This is a genomic window from Nocardia sp. CA-135953, from assembly GCF_050955735.1.
Lineage (GTDB): Bacteria > Actinomycetota > Actinomycetes > Mycobacteriales > Mycobacteriaceae > Nocardia.
The window spans coordinates 4,696,469-4,717,003 of record NZ_CP192082.1 but is presented as its reverse complement, the minus strand read 5'-3'; the positions used below and the strand labels follow the sequence as shown (position 1 = coordinate 4,717,003).

Below are 20,535 nucleotides of genomic sequence, written 5' to 3'. Positions count from 1 at the left end.
AGGATGACAGGCCCCCTTGCTGCTACGACAACCGGACGGTCATATGTCCCACGAGTACACCTGCGGTGGCCACCAGTTCCGGGCAGACCGATTGCGGGTGCCGCGCCAGCCGTCTTCGTTCCTTGACCAGGGTGTTGGCGGCCAGGATCCGGTACATCGAATTTCCAGCGCCACCGCTTCGTTGACCAAGATCACCATGTGCTGGTGGCGGCAAACAGCGCTGTTTGCCGCCACCAGCACATGATGATCTTGGACTGCGCTGCAGTCGGATGTCGGGGCTCGGGTCAGTATTCGAGTTCGGTCCAGGGGATGGCGATGGGGAAGGGGGCATCGATCGCGATACCGTCCGGGTTCGCGGGGTTCCATTCGCTGGCCAGGATGTAGTTGGCAGCGCGCAGGGGGTGGACGCCGTCCGGCAGTTGGGCGTGCCCGATGTCGAGGCCGTAGGCACGGACCGTTGCGATGGCGCTGACGTCGCGGTCCAATGTCACTTCCCAATACCACGGAATACCGGCGCTTGCGTAGCGGCCTTTTTTCGCCTCGATATCGGTCTGTGTGTTGGATGGGGACAGGACTTCGCCGACCAGGAGCACATCGCTTGCACGAACGTCCTGATACGGCGCATCGAGGCAGCGGTGAACGAGGAAGTCCGGGGTCACGAAGTCGGACTTTCCGCTGGTTCCCAGGAAGATGTTGGTCTCGAAGCTGACGCGCCAGCGGTCGCCGGGCCGGAACTGGGCCGGAGCGTCGGGGCGGCCGGCTCGCGCCGACTGTCCGCCGGAGCGGCGCTACCGCCGAAATCTTCGGTCAGCTGTTGCCGATCGGTGTCCTCGCCCTCGTGCCGCAGCGCGATCGCGGTGACCACGATTCCATTGCGGATGCAGAACCCGCCCGACATGGTTGCCAACGACGGGCCGACCACCTCCGGGGCATCGATCGGGAGTCGTGCCTCGAACGTTCCGGTTGTGTTGTCGGCGTCATCGAGGCGGAGGGTGACCTCGACCTGGCTATGGTTCAGCAGGCGCCCTGTCAACCGGGAATGCAGAGCGAGCGCGTTGTCCTTCGCAGAGACATACACCTGGTCCCAGCGCGTGGTGGCATGCTGCGAATTGAGTTCGCGCATGCGTGAACGTTCGTGCGGCAGTGTCATGTTGTGTATGCGCGCGTGGCGCACCGCAGCATTCTTCGCGTCGAGGCCGATAGCTCGAAAGGTTTGCCCAGGTGCGAGGGCCACACCTGAATACCCGTTCGTTTGTGCGGTGGCTCCGATCAGGCCCAGCGGCCACTGTGGTCGGCCGTCCGATCCCATGGGTATCGGCTCGTCCGCCAGACCGAGATCACCCAGTAATCGTTCGGTACAGCGCCATACGTTGAAGACGGAGCTGTGCTCGTTGTCAAGGGTCTCCGCAGTGTGCACCTCTGCAGGTAGCACCTGCCGGATCATGTCCGTATCAACCGTGCTGGCATTGGCATGATCGTTTTGTGGCACAGGCGGATTCGGTGTGGCCCGTGAGTTTTCGGTAACGGGTTGGCTGTTCGCCTGATCGGCGGGATCCACTGTGGTCGAGGGTGTTTCGGCCGCATCGGCCCATGCGCCTGCCGGGTCCGGCGTGGGGGTGGTGTCGGTTTGGTCAGCCGCAACTTCCGCGCTGTTATCAGGATCATGGTGCGCTGTGGTCGAACTGCTTTCGTCGTCTTCGGACGGGTTCTCCGGGCGTGTTGCCGCGGCTATCGTCGCGTCCCGTCCCTTGGTACCCAGCTTTTTGGCGGCGCGACCGAGATGGTCCTCTGCGGTGTGCGGTGCGATTTTCAGCCGCAGCCCGATGGCACGGGTTGATAGTCCACATGCTGCCAGGCCGACAACTTGGGCTTCGCGGCGCGAAAGTTTTTCGATCGCTACTGAATTCAACTGAGCAGGCGTTACCACCGGATCAGCCGATCCAGCAGACGAAGCGACCTGCGGATCAGGCGGTGCCTCTTGCTCGGGGGCCGTCGATCCGAGCTCGTCGGTGAGGAGACCCCGGATTCGCGCTGCCGCGAGTATTTCGGCTCTCTCACCGGTCCCGAACTCGCGTGCGATTTTGGCTTGTCGTGCCTGCAGCGCGCCCAAGGAAATTCCGAGCTCCGCAGCGATTTGCGGATAGGTCATGCCCGTGGCGAGCAAACGGAGGAGCTTTTCCTGTTCGGACAACGTCGGGTCACCCGACGGTTCTTTAATCGGCTGATTCGTCGGGTTGCTCAGGAGACCCAACGCGGGCCACTCCGAGTCCGCTGCTCGGGTGGTCGGCGTCGGCGTGGGCTGACCGGCGACGATGGCCCTTACCATGCGGCGGGCCAAGGCCGCGAGCCTCCCCACTTCGTCTGGCGTCGACCCGAGCTGCTCCGCCGCCTGTTCGCGGGTACGCCCGTCTACTGCGGTGAGCCACAGGACTGTTCGTAGATTTTCCGGTAGTGCCTTGAACGCGAGATTGATTGCGGAATCCCCCGATAGCTCACTTCCCGGATTGCCCGCAGACTGGTCTACCCAATGTTGAAAGCCACCTATGAGGAGCGGTTGGTCGGGACGATTGCGGAATGCGGTTGCGGCACGGCGGACCGACACCGCCAAATACGCGCCGACACTTCCCGTCGGCCCGCCACCTCGACGGATGGCGGCGAACAAAGCGACGAAGCAATCGCCCACCACATCCTCGACGTGTGTCGGGTCACTGAGAATTTCCGCGGCGACGCTGGTGGCGAGTCCCCAGTAGTTCCTGTACAACTCATCGAAAGCCGCGACATCGCCCGATTGAATTGCAGCGATGCGCTCCCGGTCACGAGCACGTTCCGCTAGCCATCGCTCGGGAATATTGGTGTCGGCCTCGTTCTCGGCATGGCTGCTACCCGACTCACCAGCTCGGGACAGTGCGTGCTCGGGATCTGTTGGCAGCGCCGCTGGCTCGGGCGCGTGTGCTTCGGTTGGGTGCGGTGTTTTCTGGCGCTTATTCCAGGGTGTCGCCGGTACTCGACACGCTGGTTCCCCTCCGCTCCATGGGGATACCGCCGATGGCGCGGCATCCGTATCGCCGTGCTTGCTCGGCGAGTCGACGGTCGCGTCCAGTATGGGTTGTTCGGAAGCAGCTGTGGTCTCGCTGGAATCGGTTGCGGCGGACCCCGCCGACTCTGCCGCGGCGGCTCCTCCTGGTTTTGAATTCTGTTGGTCTGCAACGGTGCTCGGTTCGGTGCTGGTGGTGTTGGTTTCCGATTGCTCGCTCGGCAGATCGCCCGAGGAGGGGATACCGCCGTCGGACGTGTGCATTTCGGCGAGTGCGTGGATATCTGCGACTGGTCCGCCCAAGCCGCTCGAGCCGGAGCCACCGCCGTTGCCTTCGCCCCCGCCTGCGTGCGGATTCGGTTGTGTGCCCTGGGGGGCGGCCTCGTTCGTGGACTGCCCCGGGTCGCTATCCGATGCCTGATTCGGGTTTTTCGGGTTCAGCTTGCGTGGCCCGGGTTGGACTGGGCCGAAGTTGTTGAGAACGAAGCCGGCCTCGATTTTGCGCCGTTTGAAGAATCCGTGGTCGACTGCGTCGTCGTCGACGTCGTAGGTGAATTGGGTTTGTGGGCCGGGGGATGGGCTGCCGCCACCCCCGCGGGCACGGGATTCGTCGTCGGTCGGTGCGGCGGAGCTGGTGCCATCAAGAGCTATTGATTTGCCGGAACTGGTTGTGCTGGAATCGCTTTCGCTAGTGTCCGCAATACTCGATTCTGCGGGAGTATGATCGGCCGCGTCCGGTGCGGTCCGTGCGTTGGCGTCGGTATGTCGGTCGTTCTCGGTGCTTCGTCCTTGGACCTCAGTGGTGTGCTGGTCGATGTCCGGTGTGTCTTGACCCTGCCCAGTGCCGTTGTCGGATGTCGACGGTGCGGACTCGTGGGGATCGGCTGGATCCCGCGGAGTGTCGGGGCGACCCTGGAGCTTGGGTGGATGTTTGATGTGCAGAGGTCCGGGCAACTGTCGGCGGCCGGATGCGGTGGTGCCCTCACGGTGGGTGAAGGCGGCATAGAAGCTGTTTTCGAAGGTGCTGTAGGAGGGTTGCCATTTGTTGTCGCCCTTGACGTTGCGTACGTGCAGGGTGTCGTTGTCGGGGTCGTCGATGAGGGTGTCGAAAACGAGGATTTCGCCCTCGACGTCGACGACGTAGTGGATATGTTCGTCGACGGTGACGGCGACCCTGTCGATATCGTTGCTCTTGTCGCGGATGATTTCGACGGCCTTGGCAACGGGGTCGGTGCCTTTGGTTTTCATCGGGCGAAGTTGGGCGCCGAGGGTCTTTTCGATCATCCGCCAGTTGTCTTCGGCATCCCATCGGGGGTCTTTGTCGTTGGGGTCGGGTCCGGTGTCGTCGCCGATTGCTCGGTGTACGCGGCTGATTTGGATGGCACAGTTCTGGATGACGGTAGGGTTTGGGGTGTTTGGCGTCGCTTGCTCGGTCGGGCCAGTGCCAGCTGGTTTCTGGGTATGCGCTTGGGCCGGTGCGGTCAGGGGGAAGGGCTTGTACGACAGTCCTCCGAACAAGCCACGGCCTCGTGTGACAATTCGGACGAAGACGCGGCCCTTCCGGACAAGAAGAAGAGCGGTGTAGCCGGCGGCGGTGATTGCGGTGATGGTCGCCGCCAGCGCGGCGAGAACGTCGCCGCTGTGTGTGGTCGCCGCGGAGCTGCCCACCAGCGCGCTGCTCACCCACAGGCCGACAGAGGGGCCAGAACCCAGGAATGTGCCTTTCACACCCCCCACTCGGCCTCGGATTTCCGAGGGGATGGCCACTGTCTCGTATGCGCCGACCCGGCTGTTCATGGCCGTCATCACCATCGTGTCCAGCAATGATGCGGCCGCTATCACAGCGGGGTTGGTGGTCGCTGCCTGGAGCGCGAAGAACCCGGCCATATTGGCGAGTGCGACTGGGTAAAAGGTACTGGCCTCTACCTTGCGGGTCAGCTTCCGCAGAATGCCACCCAGCATCCCACCAACCGCGGGTGCGGCGACCACCGCGCCGACGGCCCAGCCCGGCAGGTCGGAGGCTTCCAGCACTGTGGTGGTGCGGAATCCCATCATTGCCCAAGCGGCGTTGTTGAGCGTGCCGATCCCGGTGAATTCGCGGAGAAATGTGTCCCGCCACAGTACCCGCGCGCCTTCACCAAGATCACGGAGGAAGCTGCCCGGTTTGTTGAAGATCTGGGTGGGAAAGGGCAATTTCCAGAGGTTTGGCAGATTCGTCAAGTAGGAGAGGGCGTTGAGGCCGAATGGCGCCGCGGGCGCGATGCCGAACAAGCCGGGACCCAGTGCTTGACCGGTGATATCTGCTATGGACCCGGCGGTATTTTTGAAGTCGTTTCCTAATGGCGCCTGGCCCTTGGTGAGGATGTCCCCGACAACTGCTAGATATGTGCGGAAATAGTAGGTCGCCGCAATACCTTCGAGCACACTTGCCGCAGTCAATCCGAGTCCGAGATGGGGCGCGTCGAAGAGGATCAAGCCGGTGGCTGTCGCTGCGGCTCCAGCCCCGATCGATTGCGCGTAGACCATCACCTTTTTCCGGTCGCGGCGATCGGTGACGATGCCTGCGTGCAGGTCGAGAAGCCTCGTGCCCCATGCCAGGGCACCCGCCGTGGCGGCCAACTTCGGCGATTGCCCTGCATGCATCAGCGCGTACGGCAGGGCACTCGTTGCGGCGATGCTGCCGATCCTGTTACCGACCTGTCCGCCTGGAAGATAAATCGTGCCCAGTATCAAATGCGCGAATGGCTTGTTGACGACGAGCAGTTCTCGTGTAGACGCAGGCTCGTCGGAGGCCGAATTGGTAGGTTGTTGTTGCGCGGCGGGCTGGTTCTCGGCAGAGGAAGGGGCGGAACCGCCCGTGGTCTTGGGGCGTTTCTTGCCGCGGATCCATTGCAGGAAGCTGGAATTCGACGAAGCGGCAGTCCCGTCGGTATCGGGTGCGGGATTGCCCTGCGGGTCGGATTCCGCTGATTCGTCCGGTCCTTCGGCGTTGTTGCCGGGTCGGCCATGAATTAGATACTGTTGTTGTTCCTCGGTGGGGCCGTCGATATGTGGTGGGGTGATGGGGTGGAGAAGACCGGCGGCGTCTTCCGCGAGGTTGAGGACGAACGCGTCTTTGATATCGGTGAAGAGCGGCTTCCACTGGTCGCGAGTGCGCACGCGGGGGATCTGTAGGGCGCGGTGTTCTTCGTCGGAGGTGGTGTCGAAGCGAGTGGTGGTGGACGGCTGGGGGACGTCGGTGTCGAAGATGAGGGTTTCGCTATTGCCTACGCAGACAGCGAATAAGACGTGGGCCGCACTGCCGTCGTCGACGACGAGGACCATGGCTTTGATTTTGTTCTTCGGATTTTCCAGGGCGTCGAGAAGGTAAGTGAGGGGATAGGTGCCGGTGTTGGAGGTGGTTTTGGGTGGTAATAAAACCTTGGTGAAGCTGCCGGGCAGACTGGCTTGCAGTTCTGGCCAGGTTTCCGCGTCTGCGGCGGGGAGGTTCGCGCCGTCGTAGCCGACGGCCCAAGCGGCGTGCGCGGCTTGGGGGAGGCATTTGAGGACGTAATCGGATACATCAGTGGTGCTGGAGTCCGTTGCGGCTGACGCCGGCAGCTGGGTGGTGTCGCTACCTGCCTGCTGGCTCGACGCACCTGCCGCGGTGTCGTCGGACTGTCCCGAATCCGACTCGTGCGCAGCAGTTCTCAGTTCGCGGTCGGTGGTTTCGGCGTGCGCGCGCTCGCCCGGCAGTAGGTCCTCGACATCTTCGGTCGCGCGGTCCCCACCGAATTCCCCGGCAATCGTGCCGACAACATCGATCGGTCCAGTCACGCCCGTTCCGGTCCCGCTCGAGCCGGATCCACCCCCATTGCCGCCACCACCGCCCGCAGCCAACGGCATTGTGGGCAAAGTGACTGTCGGATTCGGCGGCGCGCCTTCGGGATTCGCGCGTGCCTTGTTGTCGACCCCGGGAGCGTTTGCGAAGCCGTGCCAGGGCACACCCATGCGATGCTGTACCGGGTTCGGCGCACCGGCGGCATCCCGGGCGCGCTGCGGAGGTAGGTCCAATGCCTCCACCACAGTGGGGACGCTGCCTGCCGGTGCTGGGGGGACCGCAGTGGGGCGGTCTTCGGACACGGATACGGTCTGTGCCGGATGAGATTCGCCGGAATTCCCAGTGGCCGAATCACTTTCGTCGTCCTCGATGACCGCGGAATCCGGCGATGCCGGTGTCTGCGGTGTCGCGGCTGGCGGCGCCGGATCGGTTGTTCCCGACTGGGCGGTTGATTCATCGTCGACCCAAAGCCAGTCATCGGCGGTGTCCGGGGTGGTGGGAAGGGGAGCTTCCATTTCGCTCGTCTGCTTGTCGCCGCCCCAAGGCGCTATGAGACTTTGGTCGGCAACTGCTTTGCAGGTTCGGTAGGACTCGAGTACTTCTGGCGGGATCGGCTCGGCGCCGTCTTGGGCCATGCGCGCTTCCACATGCCTGACGTACAGTGCCGATTCCCAGCCGCCGGGAAATGTGATGGTGTGGGTTCGGCGCCACGGGTCGTTCACCGCACCGGGAAGTCCTTGTTTCTGGCCGGAGAGCTCCAACCACCGCTCGTACTCGGCAATATCTGCTTCGGAATACCCCCTGCTCCGGCTGAACGCCCTCCAGTCTTGCTCCGAAAGGAGGCGCTCTTCCTCGGTCAGCGGTTGACCGGGGTTCTTTTCCTTGGCGGCCACCGCGGTCATGACGCAGTGGTACTCGTCACGGAACTCCTCGAACGTCATGGTTGCCGGATCCGCCGCTCGATCGGACAGCCTCGGTGCGACGTCGGATTGCGAGTTCGCGTCGGGATCCTCTGCCGGTTGCGCGGCCTGACCCGATGCCGGTTCCGCCGTCTGCCGCGATGCGGAGTCCCGCGGTGTGCGCACGGCCGCCGGAGCCGGAATGAGGATTGCTTCGGTGCCTTCCGCCCAGGCGAATCCCGAAGCGGACAGCCATCGGGTCAATACGTCATGGACCGTGCGGAACGCCGGGTAGGTCCGTTCGGGTTCCGGGCCGGGATCGAAATCTTGATATTCGGCCGTAGCCGTCGTACTGGCCGGGCTGATGTTCGCTGTCAGCCGGGCCGGGTCGCCGAGCACCGGATGGATAATCATGTTGATCGACAGGCCACCGCCATAAGGGAACCCGACATGTTCGACTTCGAACCAGAAGTCGTCACCGCCGCCGCGGAGGTGTTCGGCTACCCGCTTGCTCACCGCGAACCTATCCCTGGACAGACCCGGTTCCGGAACCAGTGCTGCCGCTGAACACTCGCCGTTGTTTTCCGGGTGATCCCACCATGCCCCACCGAGATTATGGTGGCCGAATTCGAAAAATATCGTCGAGAGATCGAAGTTCTGGCTCAAGCGGTGCCGCAGCTGAACCCAGAACTTGGGTGTCTTCTGCATATCATCTTTGAACAAGCCGCTGAACGCGATGACAAATTCGGGTATTCCCTCGACCATCCGGCATAATCCAAATCCGGCCCACATGCTCGGACCGTGATGTCTCGCGTTTTCACGCCGCTCATTCTCATCGGCGTGCTGAGCAAGATATGCGTTGTGCAGATTCGGATGCTCGCGATACCGTGCGGTGACGATTTTTCCGTTGCGATGCAGCAGAAATGGATCCGAGCCCACGGTATTGTATGGCTGTTCGTCCGGTCCGAGGAAGCGGCCGTCGTCGTCCTGATCGAGGACGATGGCCTCGACCGGCTCCCGCCAGAAATCATCCAGTTCGGGACGGAAACTCATTTCCGCACCGTCGTACAGTGTTCGGGCTGGCGCGGGTGGTGTCGACTCGGTTTGCTGCACGCCCGTTGCCGAACCGTCCGCCGGAGCCGTTGGTCGCGGCAGCGGTGAGGGGGCGTCGGCGGGTTCCGCGACAGATGAACCGAAGGTGTATGCGGGATGCTCCTGTTCGACAGGTGCAGTCTCGGGCGCTGTGCCTGTAGACGGTGCGTTTTTCGGTTTCTGTGGTCCGGGATTAACCGGGCCGAAGTTGTTCAGCACCCAGGGTGCGTCGGCCTTGCGCCGGTCGATGAATCCATGATCGACTGCTGGATCGATGTCGTTGTAGAACTGAGTTTTCGGGCCGGGGGTAGCGTTCCCGTCGGTACCGCCCGCTCCGGATCCGCCGACCGTCTCCCCGCCTGCTTGGTCTGCTTCGGCGAATCTTGCTCGGAGTGCCTGGGCCGCTTGTGTGATGACTCGTTGCGCGGTTTCCAGCGTGATCCCCAACTGCTCGCAGACTTCGGTCAGCTCCATTTCTTCGTGGAAATGCAGCAGAACGATTTCTTCTGCGTGGGGAAGATTCGACAGAACCTCCCGCATTTCTGCCGCAAAAGTCGGGTCTATAGATGGTGCGGGTTGTTCCGCATCGTCGCGCTGGCCTGCATAAGATTCGCGGTCGGTGGGTTCTCTCAGCGCTTCAGGCCCTTGCGTGCTCAGAATCAGAGCTTCCGTAACCTTCGCCGGTTCAACCCCTAGTGCGTCGCTGATCTCGGCTTCATTGGGTGACGAGCCCCGCTCTTCTCTTTTGTTGACATATGCATCGATTTTGATGACCAGTTGTCGTGTCTGCTGATCTATGTTCGGATATCGGTACTCGAAGTATGCTCGAGCGAGGGCATAGTATGCGTGGTCCCGGGCCAAGGCCGCAAAGTTTCCCGGCGGAACGAAGTTTCGTGCGGCGCCGACCATGATCGCCACGCATGCTATCTGCAAGAGGTCGTCAGGCTGCTGATTGGGTATCTCCCAACGACGCGCCACATTCTCTGCGACATGCATGTACTTTTCGATTATCTTGTTCCGGATCTCTCCTTCTTCCGGCGAATCCGGCTTGGTCGCGATGAAATCCCAGAACAGGCGGTCCTCGGCTGCTTCCTCCGTCGCTGTGTCAGCACGCGAGTGGAAGCGACGTAATGCTGCCACCAGTGTTTCGTTTGGAATGCCCAATGCGTCCCGCATCTGCCGGAGGTAGACAATGAGAGGTGTCCTGCGATTCACCGTGTCGGCAATAGCGTCGCGCGATTCGACTACTCTTCGGTTGAATTCCTCCCGAGTCAGGTCGTGATAAAGGCGTATTGCTCTGATCCAGTCGCGCACCGAATCATAGAAGGCTGGATCGGGAATCGCTTCGCCGTTCCGATCCATCCGGTAGGTGAATTCCCATCCCCACGCGTCGACCATGTCGTTCCAAGCGCCGGCATGGTGCAGAACACGTCGGTAGGTTCGCAACATGACGCGCTCCTCACCCGCGTCGATTGCTCCTTCCTCATGGCGTACCACTGTTTGTTCGTCCAGTCCGAGAACCCGCGCCGCTTCGGATATCTTGAGTCGATTCACGCGCCGAAAGTGCCGCAGATAATCGCCGAATGACTCCTCGGCATACGGACTCGGATATATCAGCGATTCCCTCGGCAAGTAGGGAAAGCTCTCGGCAACCTCGTCGTATGTCACGCCATGCTGGAACGGCAGCACCGCGGACACCTCGTCGATCCTCTTCTTCGGAGGAGATTGCGTCCCGTTCACCCAATTCCCGACGACTCTTCTCGTTTTCCCTATCCGATCGGCAAGCCACTGGCGGCTCACCTGTGCGGATTCCATGAGGAAATTCAGGTACTCGCCGAAGTGGGAGTAACCCTCAGGATAAGCTGCTACGCCGTCCCGAGTGAGTAGTGCGGGGTAATGGTGTTGCGCAAGGTCTCGATAGGTTTCACGTGCGTCCGGAGCCCGGCGCAGCAATGCCCGCACATATTCCAGATCCAATTCCCGGTCGCCTTGCTCGGCGGCTTCCCACGTACCTTCCGGAGCGCCCAGCAACTCGTCCATCCGGTGCGGTAGCACCCCCAGATACCGTCGAACATCAGACAACCAGGCTGGGGTGTCGTCTTCGGTGGGTGCTGGAAACCGCCCCCTCGCCTCCACCTCCGGACTATTCGTCTCGAGTCCCGCACGTATCAGCCATCGCTGCACCTGTTGCATTTCGAGATAATGCATTTCGAGGTATTCGGAAAATGTCTGCCTCGGCTGCTCGGACTCGCCCGTCAGTCGTGCGCGATACCAGTCGACAAACCGCTGTTCTTCTGGCGACTTCGGAATTGCTTGCGCCGAGTCGTTCGGGTCGGCGACAGGCAGCCCAGGTTTGCCGGGGTCTCTGGGGTCTGTTGGATCCGAAACAGCCTTCGACTCGGCCGGTACGGACCTGGCACCGGCTGACGCTCGGGGGGGAGTGGACTGTCCGAGTTCGGTTGCAGTTCGATCTTCGGTTGCCGCGGAATCGGTTTCGACCGCCGTCGGAGTTGGCTCGGGGGGCGACGGTGCGGTGGCTGCGTCGGAACCGGAGTCGTCGTTGTCCGGAGCGGCGCTCGGGATGCCGAGTTCTGCGGCACCGGGTGGCGTATGCAGTTCGAACCAGGTGGATTTGCCGGTGCCGTTGTCCTGCACGATGGTTCCGTGGTCGGCCGACAGCATGTCTACCAACGGGCCGCCGCGGCCGCGTTCAGCGTCCCAGTCGGGCATGTCGGTGCCTTCCGGGACGACTGGGCTTTTGTCGGTGACCGTGAACCGGACCTTGCGGACGTCGCCGGAGTCGGTCACCGTCAAGATGACCGCGACCTCGTGCTGGGTCCACCGCAGCGAATTCGCCACCGTCTCCGAAACCAGCAGTACTGCAGTTTCGATCAGATCCTCGGTGAGCCAGGGGAACTTCTGCGGTAGCGATCGCACCCATGCGCGGGCACGTCCGGCGGGGCGGACTCGCTCTCCTTCCTCACCTACTACGCCGGTATCCCCGCCGTCTCGGCGGACAATGAACTGGTCGCGGATGGGTGGCGTCGACGGGTTGGTGCGCTTACCAGGTTTCGGCGCTCCAGGTGTTGGCGTTGGCGGCGGTTCGGCCGCGGGGAGTGGCGGTGGTGTCTGGGGTTGCTCCGACTGTGCCTTCGGTTTGGATTTGCGCTTCTTGGGGTCGTTGGCCGAGGCCATCGGGACGGGGCGTGCCGCTACCACTGGTTCCGGCAATGGGCCGGCGAGGGTGGAGGCGGGTGCGCCGCCGCGGGTGGGTTGGATGGTCGGGTCGGGGATGTATTGGGTGCTGTCGCGGTTGAGTTGTGGCTCGACGGTGGGATCGGTTGGTGCGCTGGGGGTTTCCGAGTTCGGTGTGGTCGCGTAGTGGGAGGGTGGGGTGAGTTCGGTGGGGCGGTCGGCCGGTGTGGCGGGCAGGTGCGGCGCGGGGGCGTTGTCGTGGCGGGGCAGGGGTGGTTCGGAGTCGTGTAGGCGCGGCTTCTGCCCGCGGTCGTTTTCGTCGGGCATGCCGGGGATGGCAGTGTCCGGGATCGGGACCTGTGGCCGGTCGGTGAGTGGTATGGCGGGTCGACTTTCCGGCACAGCCGGGGTGGGCGGGTGCGGGAGGATCGGGATTGCGTTGGGCGGTGGGCCGTCTGGTGTGTCCGGCTGGCCGGGGATGGTGTAGGTGGTGCCCGGTGGTTTGGTGTATTCGTCGGGCGCGTTGTTCGGATATTCGTCGACCTGCGGTTGTGCGGGGACGTAGCTGGGCATCGGAGGTTTGACGACGGTGCCGATCTCGTCCTGGTCGGGGAATTCCTTGGGATCGCTGGAAGTCTGGTCGTTGTCGGCGGGCTGCCCGCCCGACATCGCGGGCAGGGATGCCGAGTGTTCTGCGGTGGTGTCGGGATTCGACGGCCCATGCCCGGCCAGTGCCGCCGCGCCGGCCAGGGCTGTGGGTGGGATCGCCTGGGCTGCAAGGTTGTTTGCGGGTGCGCCGGGTGTCGGTGTGGCGGTGTGCGGCGGCTGTGGCGAGTTGGCCTGTGCACCTTGCAGATTGGCTGGGTGCGGGGCGTTGCCCTGTGCCGCTTGCGGCGTGGCGTGTGGCTGGGGTGTGTTGCCTTGTGCGGCGTTTGGCGTGGCGTGTGGCTGGGGTGCGTTGCCTTGTGCGGCTTGCGGCGTGGGTTGGGGCTGCGGTGCGTTGGGTTGCCCGGCCGGTTGGTTGGTGGGGGGCCTGTTGGCCTCAGGTGTGGCAGTCGGTGGGCCGCCGGGACCAGGTGTCGCACCCGCATACGCGGTTGGGTTCTTTGCCTCCGTCGGGATGGCCGACGGAGGCGAACCGGACCCATTGCCCGGCCCTGATTCGACCGCTGTGGCGCCCGCGGTCTGCGGCATCGGCGCGGGGGAGTCACCGCCCGGTATGACCGGCTCGGTGGGAACCGGCTCGTAATCGAAGAAGTCGAGGTCGAGGAGGACGGCCTCGTCGGGGTCGGGCGGCAGTTCGCCCGGCCCGCGCCCGGACTTGGCCGAACCTGCGCCCGGTCCCCCTCCGATCGGCGAATCCCCGTGTGCGACAGGTGGTCCCGCGGTCACGCCTGGCCCGTTGCCGTCTCCGGTACCGCCGAGATCCTTGGCGGTACCGACGTGAGTGTTGCTCTCCGCATGGGGGTTGGCGGTCATCGTCAACACGGATCCCGGTGTGGTGCTGGGCTGGCCCTCGGCGGCGACGACGTTCCCAGCCAGACCCATCTGTGGAGGCGACTCGGGTCGGCTGCTTTGGTAGTGGGCGGTGCCGGGGAGGTTGGTCGACGACGAACCTCCCGCCGCGGCCATGGGATCGGCCGGCGCTGCTCCGAAGCTGCCCTCGGTGAGTCCGCGCAGGGCTTCGTCCCAGGAACTCCAGCCGTGGCTGGGTTCGGATGTGCCTCCGGGAGATGTCGGCGATCCGGGTGGGGTCTGCGGGGTGCCCGATGACGGTTGGTTGGGATCCGAGGGCGGCGGGGTGCCGTCCTCATCGAGTTTGCGGAAGGCATCTTCTAGTGACCCGCCGCTCTCGTTATCGCGCAACTTGCCGAGCTCGTTGATGTCGGCGACAGCGTCTTTGGGCGGCTGCCAGGGTGCTTGGCCTTCGTCGGTGGTTTCTCGGCCCAGGAGACCGTCGCGCCTGTCGTCCCGGGATCCGCCGATCTCAGGGATGGTTTCCTCGCGTGGCCGAGGCGTGTCGGCGCTGCCGTGCGGTAGGGCCCAGTCGGGCGCTGATCGGACCGGGAGCCCGTCGTGCCAGCTGTCATCGCGACTGCCTCTGGATCCGCCGATCTCGGGGGCGGTCCCCTCGGGGAGCCGGGCGGCGCTCGAGGCTCGGGTCACGCGCACTGCTGTGCCGAGGCCCGCGATGGCGCCACTGCTGGCGCCCATCAGGATCATCTGGACAACCTGCCGGCCGGTGAGTTCGGTGTCGGTGAGCTTGGATACAAGCACCGCGGCACCGGCCCCACCTGCGGCTCCACCGCCGGCGCTGGCGAGCACGACGGCCACGACGCGTCCGGTCGTGCGTCCTGCCGGTGTCGCGGCACCGGCGGCGAGGCGAGTGAGCCCGGGCAGCATCGCGCGGGTAACCAGGGAGCCGATCAGGCCACCGGCACCACCTGCGGTCGCCGCCACCCCCACCTGGCCCCAATCCATGCTGGTGCGGCGTCCGGGTTTGCCTCGGCCCTGCAGGATCTGGGCGTATTGCGCACCGGCGACGACGCCGCCCATGGAGACCGCGCCCATGATGGTCGCGCGCACGGCGAGCCCCATGCCGGGGAATCGCCGCATGAAGGCGGCGATGCGTTGGAACATGAAGGCGAGGGTGTCGCGGCGGGCGGCGGTGGCGGCGACATCGGCGGCGATGCGGTCGCTGGCGGCTTTCATCGGTACGGCGGTGTCGATGAGGAGGTTGGCCAGTAGCACCGCTGCGATGCCGATGACGATGTACTGCTCGAGTTCGATCGCGTTGGCCGAGTCGTAGAGCAGGCTGGCCATGCCGTCGCCGAATTCGATTTGATTGCGCGTGTTGGCGATCTCGGTTTTCAGCTGTTTCTGGATCGCCTCGCCGGCCTCGCCCTGGATCGCCGCAGGCACGTCGCGTGCGAGTCGTTCGAGGTGCTGCAGTGTGACTTCGAGACGTTCGGCCGAGCGCGCCCATGCGTCGGCGGCGGCGCGAATGTCCTTGGGTTTACCGACCGGGAAGTGGCCGATCACCCAGCGTGTCAGCCAGTCCGGGAAGTCGGGTGGGATAGCGACACTCACCAGGGTGTCGACCGCCCTCTAGCGCCCTCCACCAACAACCGATACAGCACCCGTGCCGGCCCACACGCGTCGTCGCCACGCAACTCCAACTCGGCGAATGCCGCGACCAACGCCGCGTGCGGCTGGAACCGGCCGTCAACGATGCTGTTGCCGCCCAATTGGTCTCGCCACCGCCGGTAGCCACCGACGATGCGGGCCAGGGAATCCCCGCCGTCCCAGGGGCCGTTGATCCGCTGATATTCGGTGATCAGGGACCGCTGCGCCAACCGCCGGATGGGCTGCCCCGCCCGCTCCGCCATGATCCGGCCGAGGTCGCCGACGATCGTCGAATACATCGGTCGCTCCTCGGATCCGGCTACGGAGCTCCCGGATTGTATTGCGGCGTAGATCTTTTCGCTGAACTTGGCCGGATTCGCAACGAGTGTGCGGTCGAGCTGGATCCACGACGCGGTGCTCGCCGCTTCCGGCCCGTCATCGCTTCGATTCCGAGTTACCCGGGATATCCGGTCGCCGAGTTCGGTGATCTCGATCCCGCCGAGTTCGACGAACGGGAATCTGCCGAGAATGTCATCGATGGCCGCCGCCAGTTGGGCGACCATCTCCGCTCCGATACCCGAGGTCTCGAAGCCGACCATCCGCAGTTCGTGCCGGTCGGCGAGTTCCTGGGCCGCCGCCAGTGCCGCCGCATCGGTCGGTACTCGGATGTGCTCCGCCGCGGTCGATTCGCGCTTCTTCTTGCGGGACTTGCCGTCTCGCTTCGGGTCGGTGGGCTGCGCCGGACCCACGCCGGTCGGCGGCGGCGCGAAGACCTGTCCCGGTGGGCGAGCACCGGTACGCGCACCCGACCAGGGGGTACCCGACTGTATCGAAGGAAAAGCCGTCCCCGGTGTTCGCGACCACGGTGTGCCCGCGGGCTTCTCGGCGACCGCGGGATCACCGGTCCGCGGTGGCGCCGCCGTGGCGGGCGATGCCGCGCCTGGTGTGGCTGGGATCGAATCATCCGCGACCGGCGGTGACGCGGCGTCTTCGTTTGCCGCGGCCGAGCTTTCGGCGGCAGGTTGCGGCGCGGTGTCCGATCCGATCGGCGGTGTGTCCGAATCCGGGTATACGGGTTGCGGACCGGCGGATATGGGTGTGCTGATCGGGTTGTAGTCGGTGGGCTCCGATTTCGGGTAGGCGCTCGGGATCGCGTTGGGCTGGGATGCGGAGGGAGTCGTACCGCTCAGCTGTGTCGGCGTTGCGTTCTCGTTGGCCGAGTTTGATCCGGAATCGGTTGTGGGCGAACTGGTTCTGGGTGTATCGGTACCGGGCCACGTCGAATCCGGCGCAATGGACACCGGCTGTTTCGAGCCGGTGCCGCGGATCTGTCGGCCGCTGTTCTGGTCCTGGTCGTGGAGTGACTCGCTGACCTCGCTGACCCCCTTGCTCAATCCGCGCAGATTCTCGACCAGGTTCTGATACCCCTCGAGCCCCTTCGTCGCCTGCGGCTCGTAGGTATCGCCGACCATTCGCCCCGGCTCGTCGTCACCCCATGGCTTGCCCTCATGGGCCAAGGCATTCTTCAGGTCGGCCAGATCTTGATGTGCGGATTCGGCGACCGCGGCGAGTTCGGTGACGAGGGCATGCAGGCGATTCGGATCGATATGCAACGACTGGCCCATGCCCGGTCACCCTTCAACCCTCACCAGCGAAACCGAGGAGGCGATTGCCTGGCAATGAATCTTACTGTGGACGGGGCCCGCCTTCCCGGCGTTGGGAATAGTGCGGCTGTTCGTCGCGATTCTCGACTTCGCTCGGCGCGCGCAGGCTCGGTGCGCCGAGCACCAGATCAGGCAGGTCGGGCATGGCGTGGATGGCCGCGGCGACCGGGGCCAGTATTTGTGTGGTCTGCTCTCGCACGCGACGGGCCGCCTCGCGCCCGGCCTCGGTGACCGAGCGGCCCAGCTGTTCGGCGGTACTATGCGCGGCGTCCGCGGTGAACCGCACATCGATGAGGACGCCGGATCTGTCGACTGTCACTTCCACCAGACCATCTGCCGAGGTCGCACAGCTCCGTGCGGTGTCCAACTTTCGCTGGGCCTCGGCCTGGTCGGCGCGCTGCTCGGCGAGTGCGTCGAGAATGTTCTCGACCTGATTGCGTATCCCGAAGTTGGCCGAGCGCAGCCCTTCTCGTTCCCACCGGTCCATGACGTCCCTCCGGGTCTCAGCCGTGGCGTTCGGCGTATCGGCGTTCGAAGTCGGCGATATAGACCGGCGGATCAATGGACGATGACGACTGCTCCAGCACACCGTCGTCGCCGACATAGAAGATCGCCCGATCGGTCGCGACCATCCCGGCAGGCACGGGCACGTGCACCATCCAGCCGACGCCGAATCGTTCGGCGGCCAACTGCTCGAGCGGATATCCCGTGGTGTCCAGTACGCGCCCGGTGATGTAATCGCGCACCCGGGAGATCGCCTCCGCGGCGTGCATCGGCTCAGGCGTCGGCGGCGCCAATCCGGCCAGCGAGTAATGATAGAGCGCACCGTCGATATCGAACCGGCCGTCCTCACCGAACACCGCGACCAGTTCCTGGCGCGTGACGCCACCGCCCTCGGCCGCAGCGAGCAGCGCGGGAATCGCTTCGCGTGCACTAGGATTCGGCTCCGCGCCGAGCAGTTCAGCGACGATCCCCAGCACCGTTTCCCTGGTCCACACCCCCGGGACCGCAACGGCGCACTCCTCCGCCGACGGCGACGCCCCGCGATACCAGCGCCCGGACTCCCACCAGTAGCAGAACGACAGCAGACCCGATGCGGCGCGTGGGTCGAGTACCGGATCGGCTACCCAATCCGGTGCGCCTGCATAGAGATTCGGCATCGGCTCGCCGCCGTTGTAGACCGCGTCCAAGGTCGGGGCATTCCACACCCCGCCCGAGAGCACGGCCCGCCCGGCCGGGAGCGCGTGCAGCGTCGACCCGTGCAATGCCGCGCCCTCGAACACTCCCGTCCACGGCTCCATCCGCGGACCGTGCTCCGACCGGGCGGCGACGAATGCCGCGGCGATCGTCGCCCAGCGCGCCCACATCTGCGGAAATGGGGGAAATTCGTATTCCGCCAGTGTCGCCCACACCTGACCGGATCGATCTGCGCGCGCCTGGGCGGCGGCCTGCTGCGGTGTGCGACGTTGGCGGTCGCCGTGGCCGATGTAGGCACCCATCCACACAGGTACTTTGGCGCGCGGATACGTCTGGAGGTCGGCGCGATATGCCTCCGGACCGAACAGCTGCCCAGGCGGAAACGGCTGCTCGCCGTAGTCGTAATCGATGTCGATCTCGCCGGACTCTGCCAGCACGACCAGCATGCGCCACCACGGCCCGCCATTGGAGCGGGCCGTGAGCGTACGCATTTCTCGGACGAGAGCGAGGAGCGACTCCGAGGGTGATAGCGGAACGACCTGATCGCCGACGGAGTACGCGAGTTGCCCGACTTCCCCTGCCACCGTGACCGCGAACACCGCGTCCGCTTGCTGCCAACCCGTTGGTCCGAGCGCCTTCAGCGCATCGGCGAGCCGCTGCTCGGCGGCCGGTTCGTGTGGTTCGTCCGCCAAACAGTCCTCCTCATGCGAGCGCGTTACACCCGGCCCCTAATTTTGGGGTCTTCCCAGAGCTGGGATGGCGCTCGAATCAGTCGGCCGAAACCTCGCTGCGCTCGCCGCTCCACAGCGTGTGGTACTTGCCTGGCGCATCGATGCGCTCGTAGGTGTGCGCGCCGAAGAAGTCGCGTTGGCCCTGAGTGAGCGCGGCGGGCAGGCGTTCGGCGCGCAGGGCGTCGTAGTAGGAGAGCGAGGATGCGAACGCGGGCACCGGGATGCCGAGCAGGGTGGCGGTGGCGACCACGCGGCGCCAGCTGTCGATGGCCGTTTCGATCGCCTCGCGGAAGTACGGGGCCAGGATCAGGCTCGGGAGTTCCGGGTTCTGGTCGTATGCCTCTTTGATCCGGTTCAGGAAGCGGGCTCGGATGATGCAGCCTCCGCGCCAGATGGTGGCCATGTCGCCGGGGCGCAGGTCCCAGTTGTATTCGGTACTGCCCGCGGCGATCTGATCGAAGCCCTGGGCGTACGCGACGATCTTCGACGCGTAGAGCGCCTGGCGGATGTCTTCGGTGAATTGCGCGACGTCGGTAGGCTTTTCGCCGAGCTTGCCCGCGGCGAGTCCGACCGCGGCCTTGCGCTGCGCACGCGAGCCCGACAGCGCCCGTGCGAAGACCGCCTCGGCGATACCGGTGACCGGGATACCCAGATCGAGTGCGGACTTCACCGTCCAGCGACCGGTGCCCTTCTGCTCGGCCGCGTCGACGATGACATCGACCAGCGGTTGCCCCGTCTTCGTATCGACCTGGTTCAGCACCTCCGCGGTGATCTCGACGAGGTAGCTCTCGAGTTCGCCGGAGTTCCACTGCGTGAACACATCGGCGATCTGCTTGGCGTCGAAGCCGAGCGCGTCGCGGAACAGGTGGTAGGCCTCGCCGATCAGCTGCATATCGGCGTACTCGATGCCGTTGTGCACCATCTTGACGAAGTGCCCGGAGCCGTCGGGTCCGATATGCGTGCAGCACGGCGTGCCGTCGACCTGCGCCGCAATGGACTCCAGCAGCGGACCGAGGGATTCGTAGGATTCCTTGGGGCCGCCCGGCATGATCGCGGGACCGTTGAGCGCGCCCTCCTCACCACCGGAAATGCCCGCGCCGACGAAGTTCAACCCGCGTGCCTTCATGGCGGCCTCGCGGCGAATGGTATCGGTGTAGAGCGCGTTGCCGCCGTCGATGATGATGTCGCCGGGCTCCATGGCAGCGGCGAGTTCCTCGATGACGGCATCGGTCGGATCGCCCGCCTTGACCATGATCAGCACCCGGCGCGGCTTCTCCAGCGCTGCGACGAACTCCTCGATCGTTTCGGTGCGCACGAAGTCGCCGTCGCCGCCGTGTTCGGCAAGCAGTGCGTCGGTCTTGGCGATGCTGCGGTTGTGCAGCGCCACCGTGTAGCCGTGCTTGGCGAAGTTCCGGGCGATATTGCTACCCATGACCGCCAAGCCGGTAACCCCGATCTGCGCGGATGCTGTTGCGGACGCCATATATCAGCCCTCTCCGTTCGGCTTTCTCACCTACCGCAAGCAGCCTAGCCCTACTGCCTTTTCGCGTTTCGCCGGTGTTCGCGGTAGCGCCCGCTTCATCCGAGGGCCGCGTTCGAGGTCCGTTCACTGTTCGCGGTAGGCGCCGCGTGGACGGCGGTCATGGCTGTTTCGGCCGCCCGATCGGCGACCCGGTGACCGAGTGGTTCCTCGGTCACGAGGGGCTCGGTACCGACCCGACCATTTCCCAGGGCTGGTCAACCGATCACCATGTATCACTGGCGGCAAATGTCGAGA

At 64.7% G+C, this 20,535-nt stretch carries 7 protein-coding genes and 1 pseudogene; 1 reads left to right on the top strand and 7 read right to left on the bottom strand.

Annotation, left to right across the window (positions count from 1 at the left end):
• Window positions 1-22: 22 nt before the first annotated feature.
• The 3 genes and pseudogenes from ACQPXH_RS21690 to ACQPXH_RS21680 all read right to left on the bottom strand — a co-directional run bounded on the left by ACQPXH_RS21690 (window position 23) and on the right by ACQPXH_RS21680 (window position 10,021).
• Entirely contained in the window at window positions 23-157 is a 135-nt protein-coding gene (locus ACQPXH_RS21690) for a hypothetical protein (protein WP_433598369.1), read from the bottom strand.
• 127 nt (window positions 158-284) lie between these two features.
• Window positions 285-731 (bottom strand): annotated as a pseudogene (locus tag ACQPXH_RS21685) (Uma2 family endonuclease); the annotation flags it as partial.
• A complete protein-coding gene (locus tag ACQPXH_RS21680; RefSeq protein ID WP_433603529.1) occupies window positions 656-10,021 on the bottom strand; it encodes a sigma-70 family RNA polymerase sigma factor in 9,366 nt (3,121 codons plus the stop codon). The pseudogene ACQPXH_RS21685 and the gene ACQPXH_RS21680, both read right to left, overlap by 76 nt.
• A gap of 4,095 nt (window positions 10,022-14,116) precedes the next feature.
• Here ACQPXH_RS21680 and ACQPXH_RS21675 point away from each other — a divergent pair.
• A complete protein-coding gene (locus ACQPXH_RS21675; RefSeq protein ID WP_433598368.1) occupies window positions 14,117-14,788 on the top strand; it encodes a hypothetical protein in 672 nt (223 codons plus the stop codon).
• A 338-nt stretch (window positions 14,789-15,126) separates the two neighbouring features.
• Here the strand turns inward: ACQPXH_RS21675 and ACQPXH_RS21670 are convergent, their stop codons facing one another.
• From ACQPXH_RS21670 to gndA, 4 genes are all read right to left on the bottom strand, one after another.
• Window positions 15,127-16,791, bottom strand: coding sequence for a hypothetical protein (locus tag ACQPXH_RS21670; RefSeq protein WP_433598367.1), 1,665 nt, complete (start codon window positions 16,789-16,791; stop codon window positions 15,127-15,129).
• A 61-nt stretch (window positions 16,792-16,852) separates the two neighbouring features.
• Window positions 16,853-17,317, bottom strand: coding sequence for a YbaB/EbfC family nucleoid-associated protein (locus tag ACQPXH_RS21665; RefSeq protein WP_433598366.1), 465 nt, complete (start codon window positions 17,315-17,317; stop codon window positions 16,853-16,855).
• A 16-nt stretch (window positions 17,318-17,333) separates the two neighbouring features.
• Window positions 17,334-18,719 carry a hypothetical protein gene (locus tag ACQPXH_RS21660; protein WP_433598365.1) on the bottom strand — a complete coding sequence of 462 codons (1,386 nt, stop codon included), beginning with the start codon at window positions 18,717-18,719 and terminating at the stop codon, window positions 17,334-17,336.
• Between the two features lie 76 nt (window positions 18,720-18,795).
• Complete coding sequence (gene gndA / locus ACQPXH_RS21655; RefSeq protein ID WP_433598364.1) at window positions 18,796-20,241, bottom strand: NADP-dependent phosphogluconate dehydrogenase; 1,446 nt, start codon at window positions 20,239-20,241, stop codon at window positions 18,796-18,798.
• Between the last annotated feature and the right edge of the window lie 294 nt (window positions 20,242-20,535).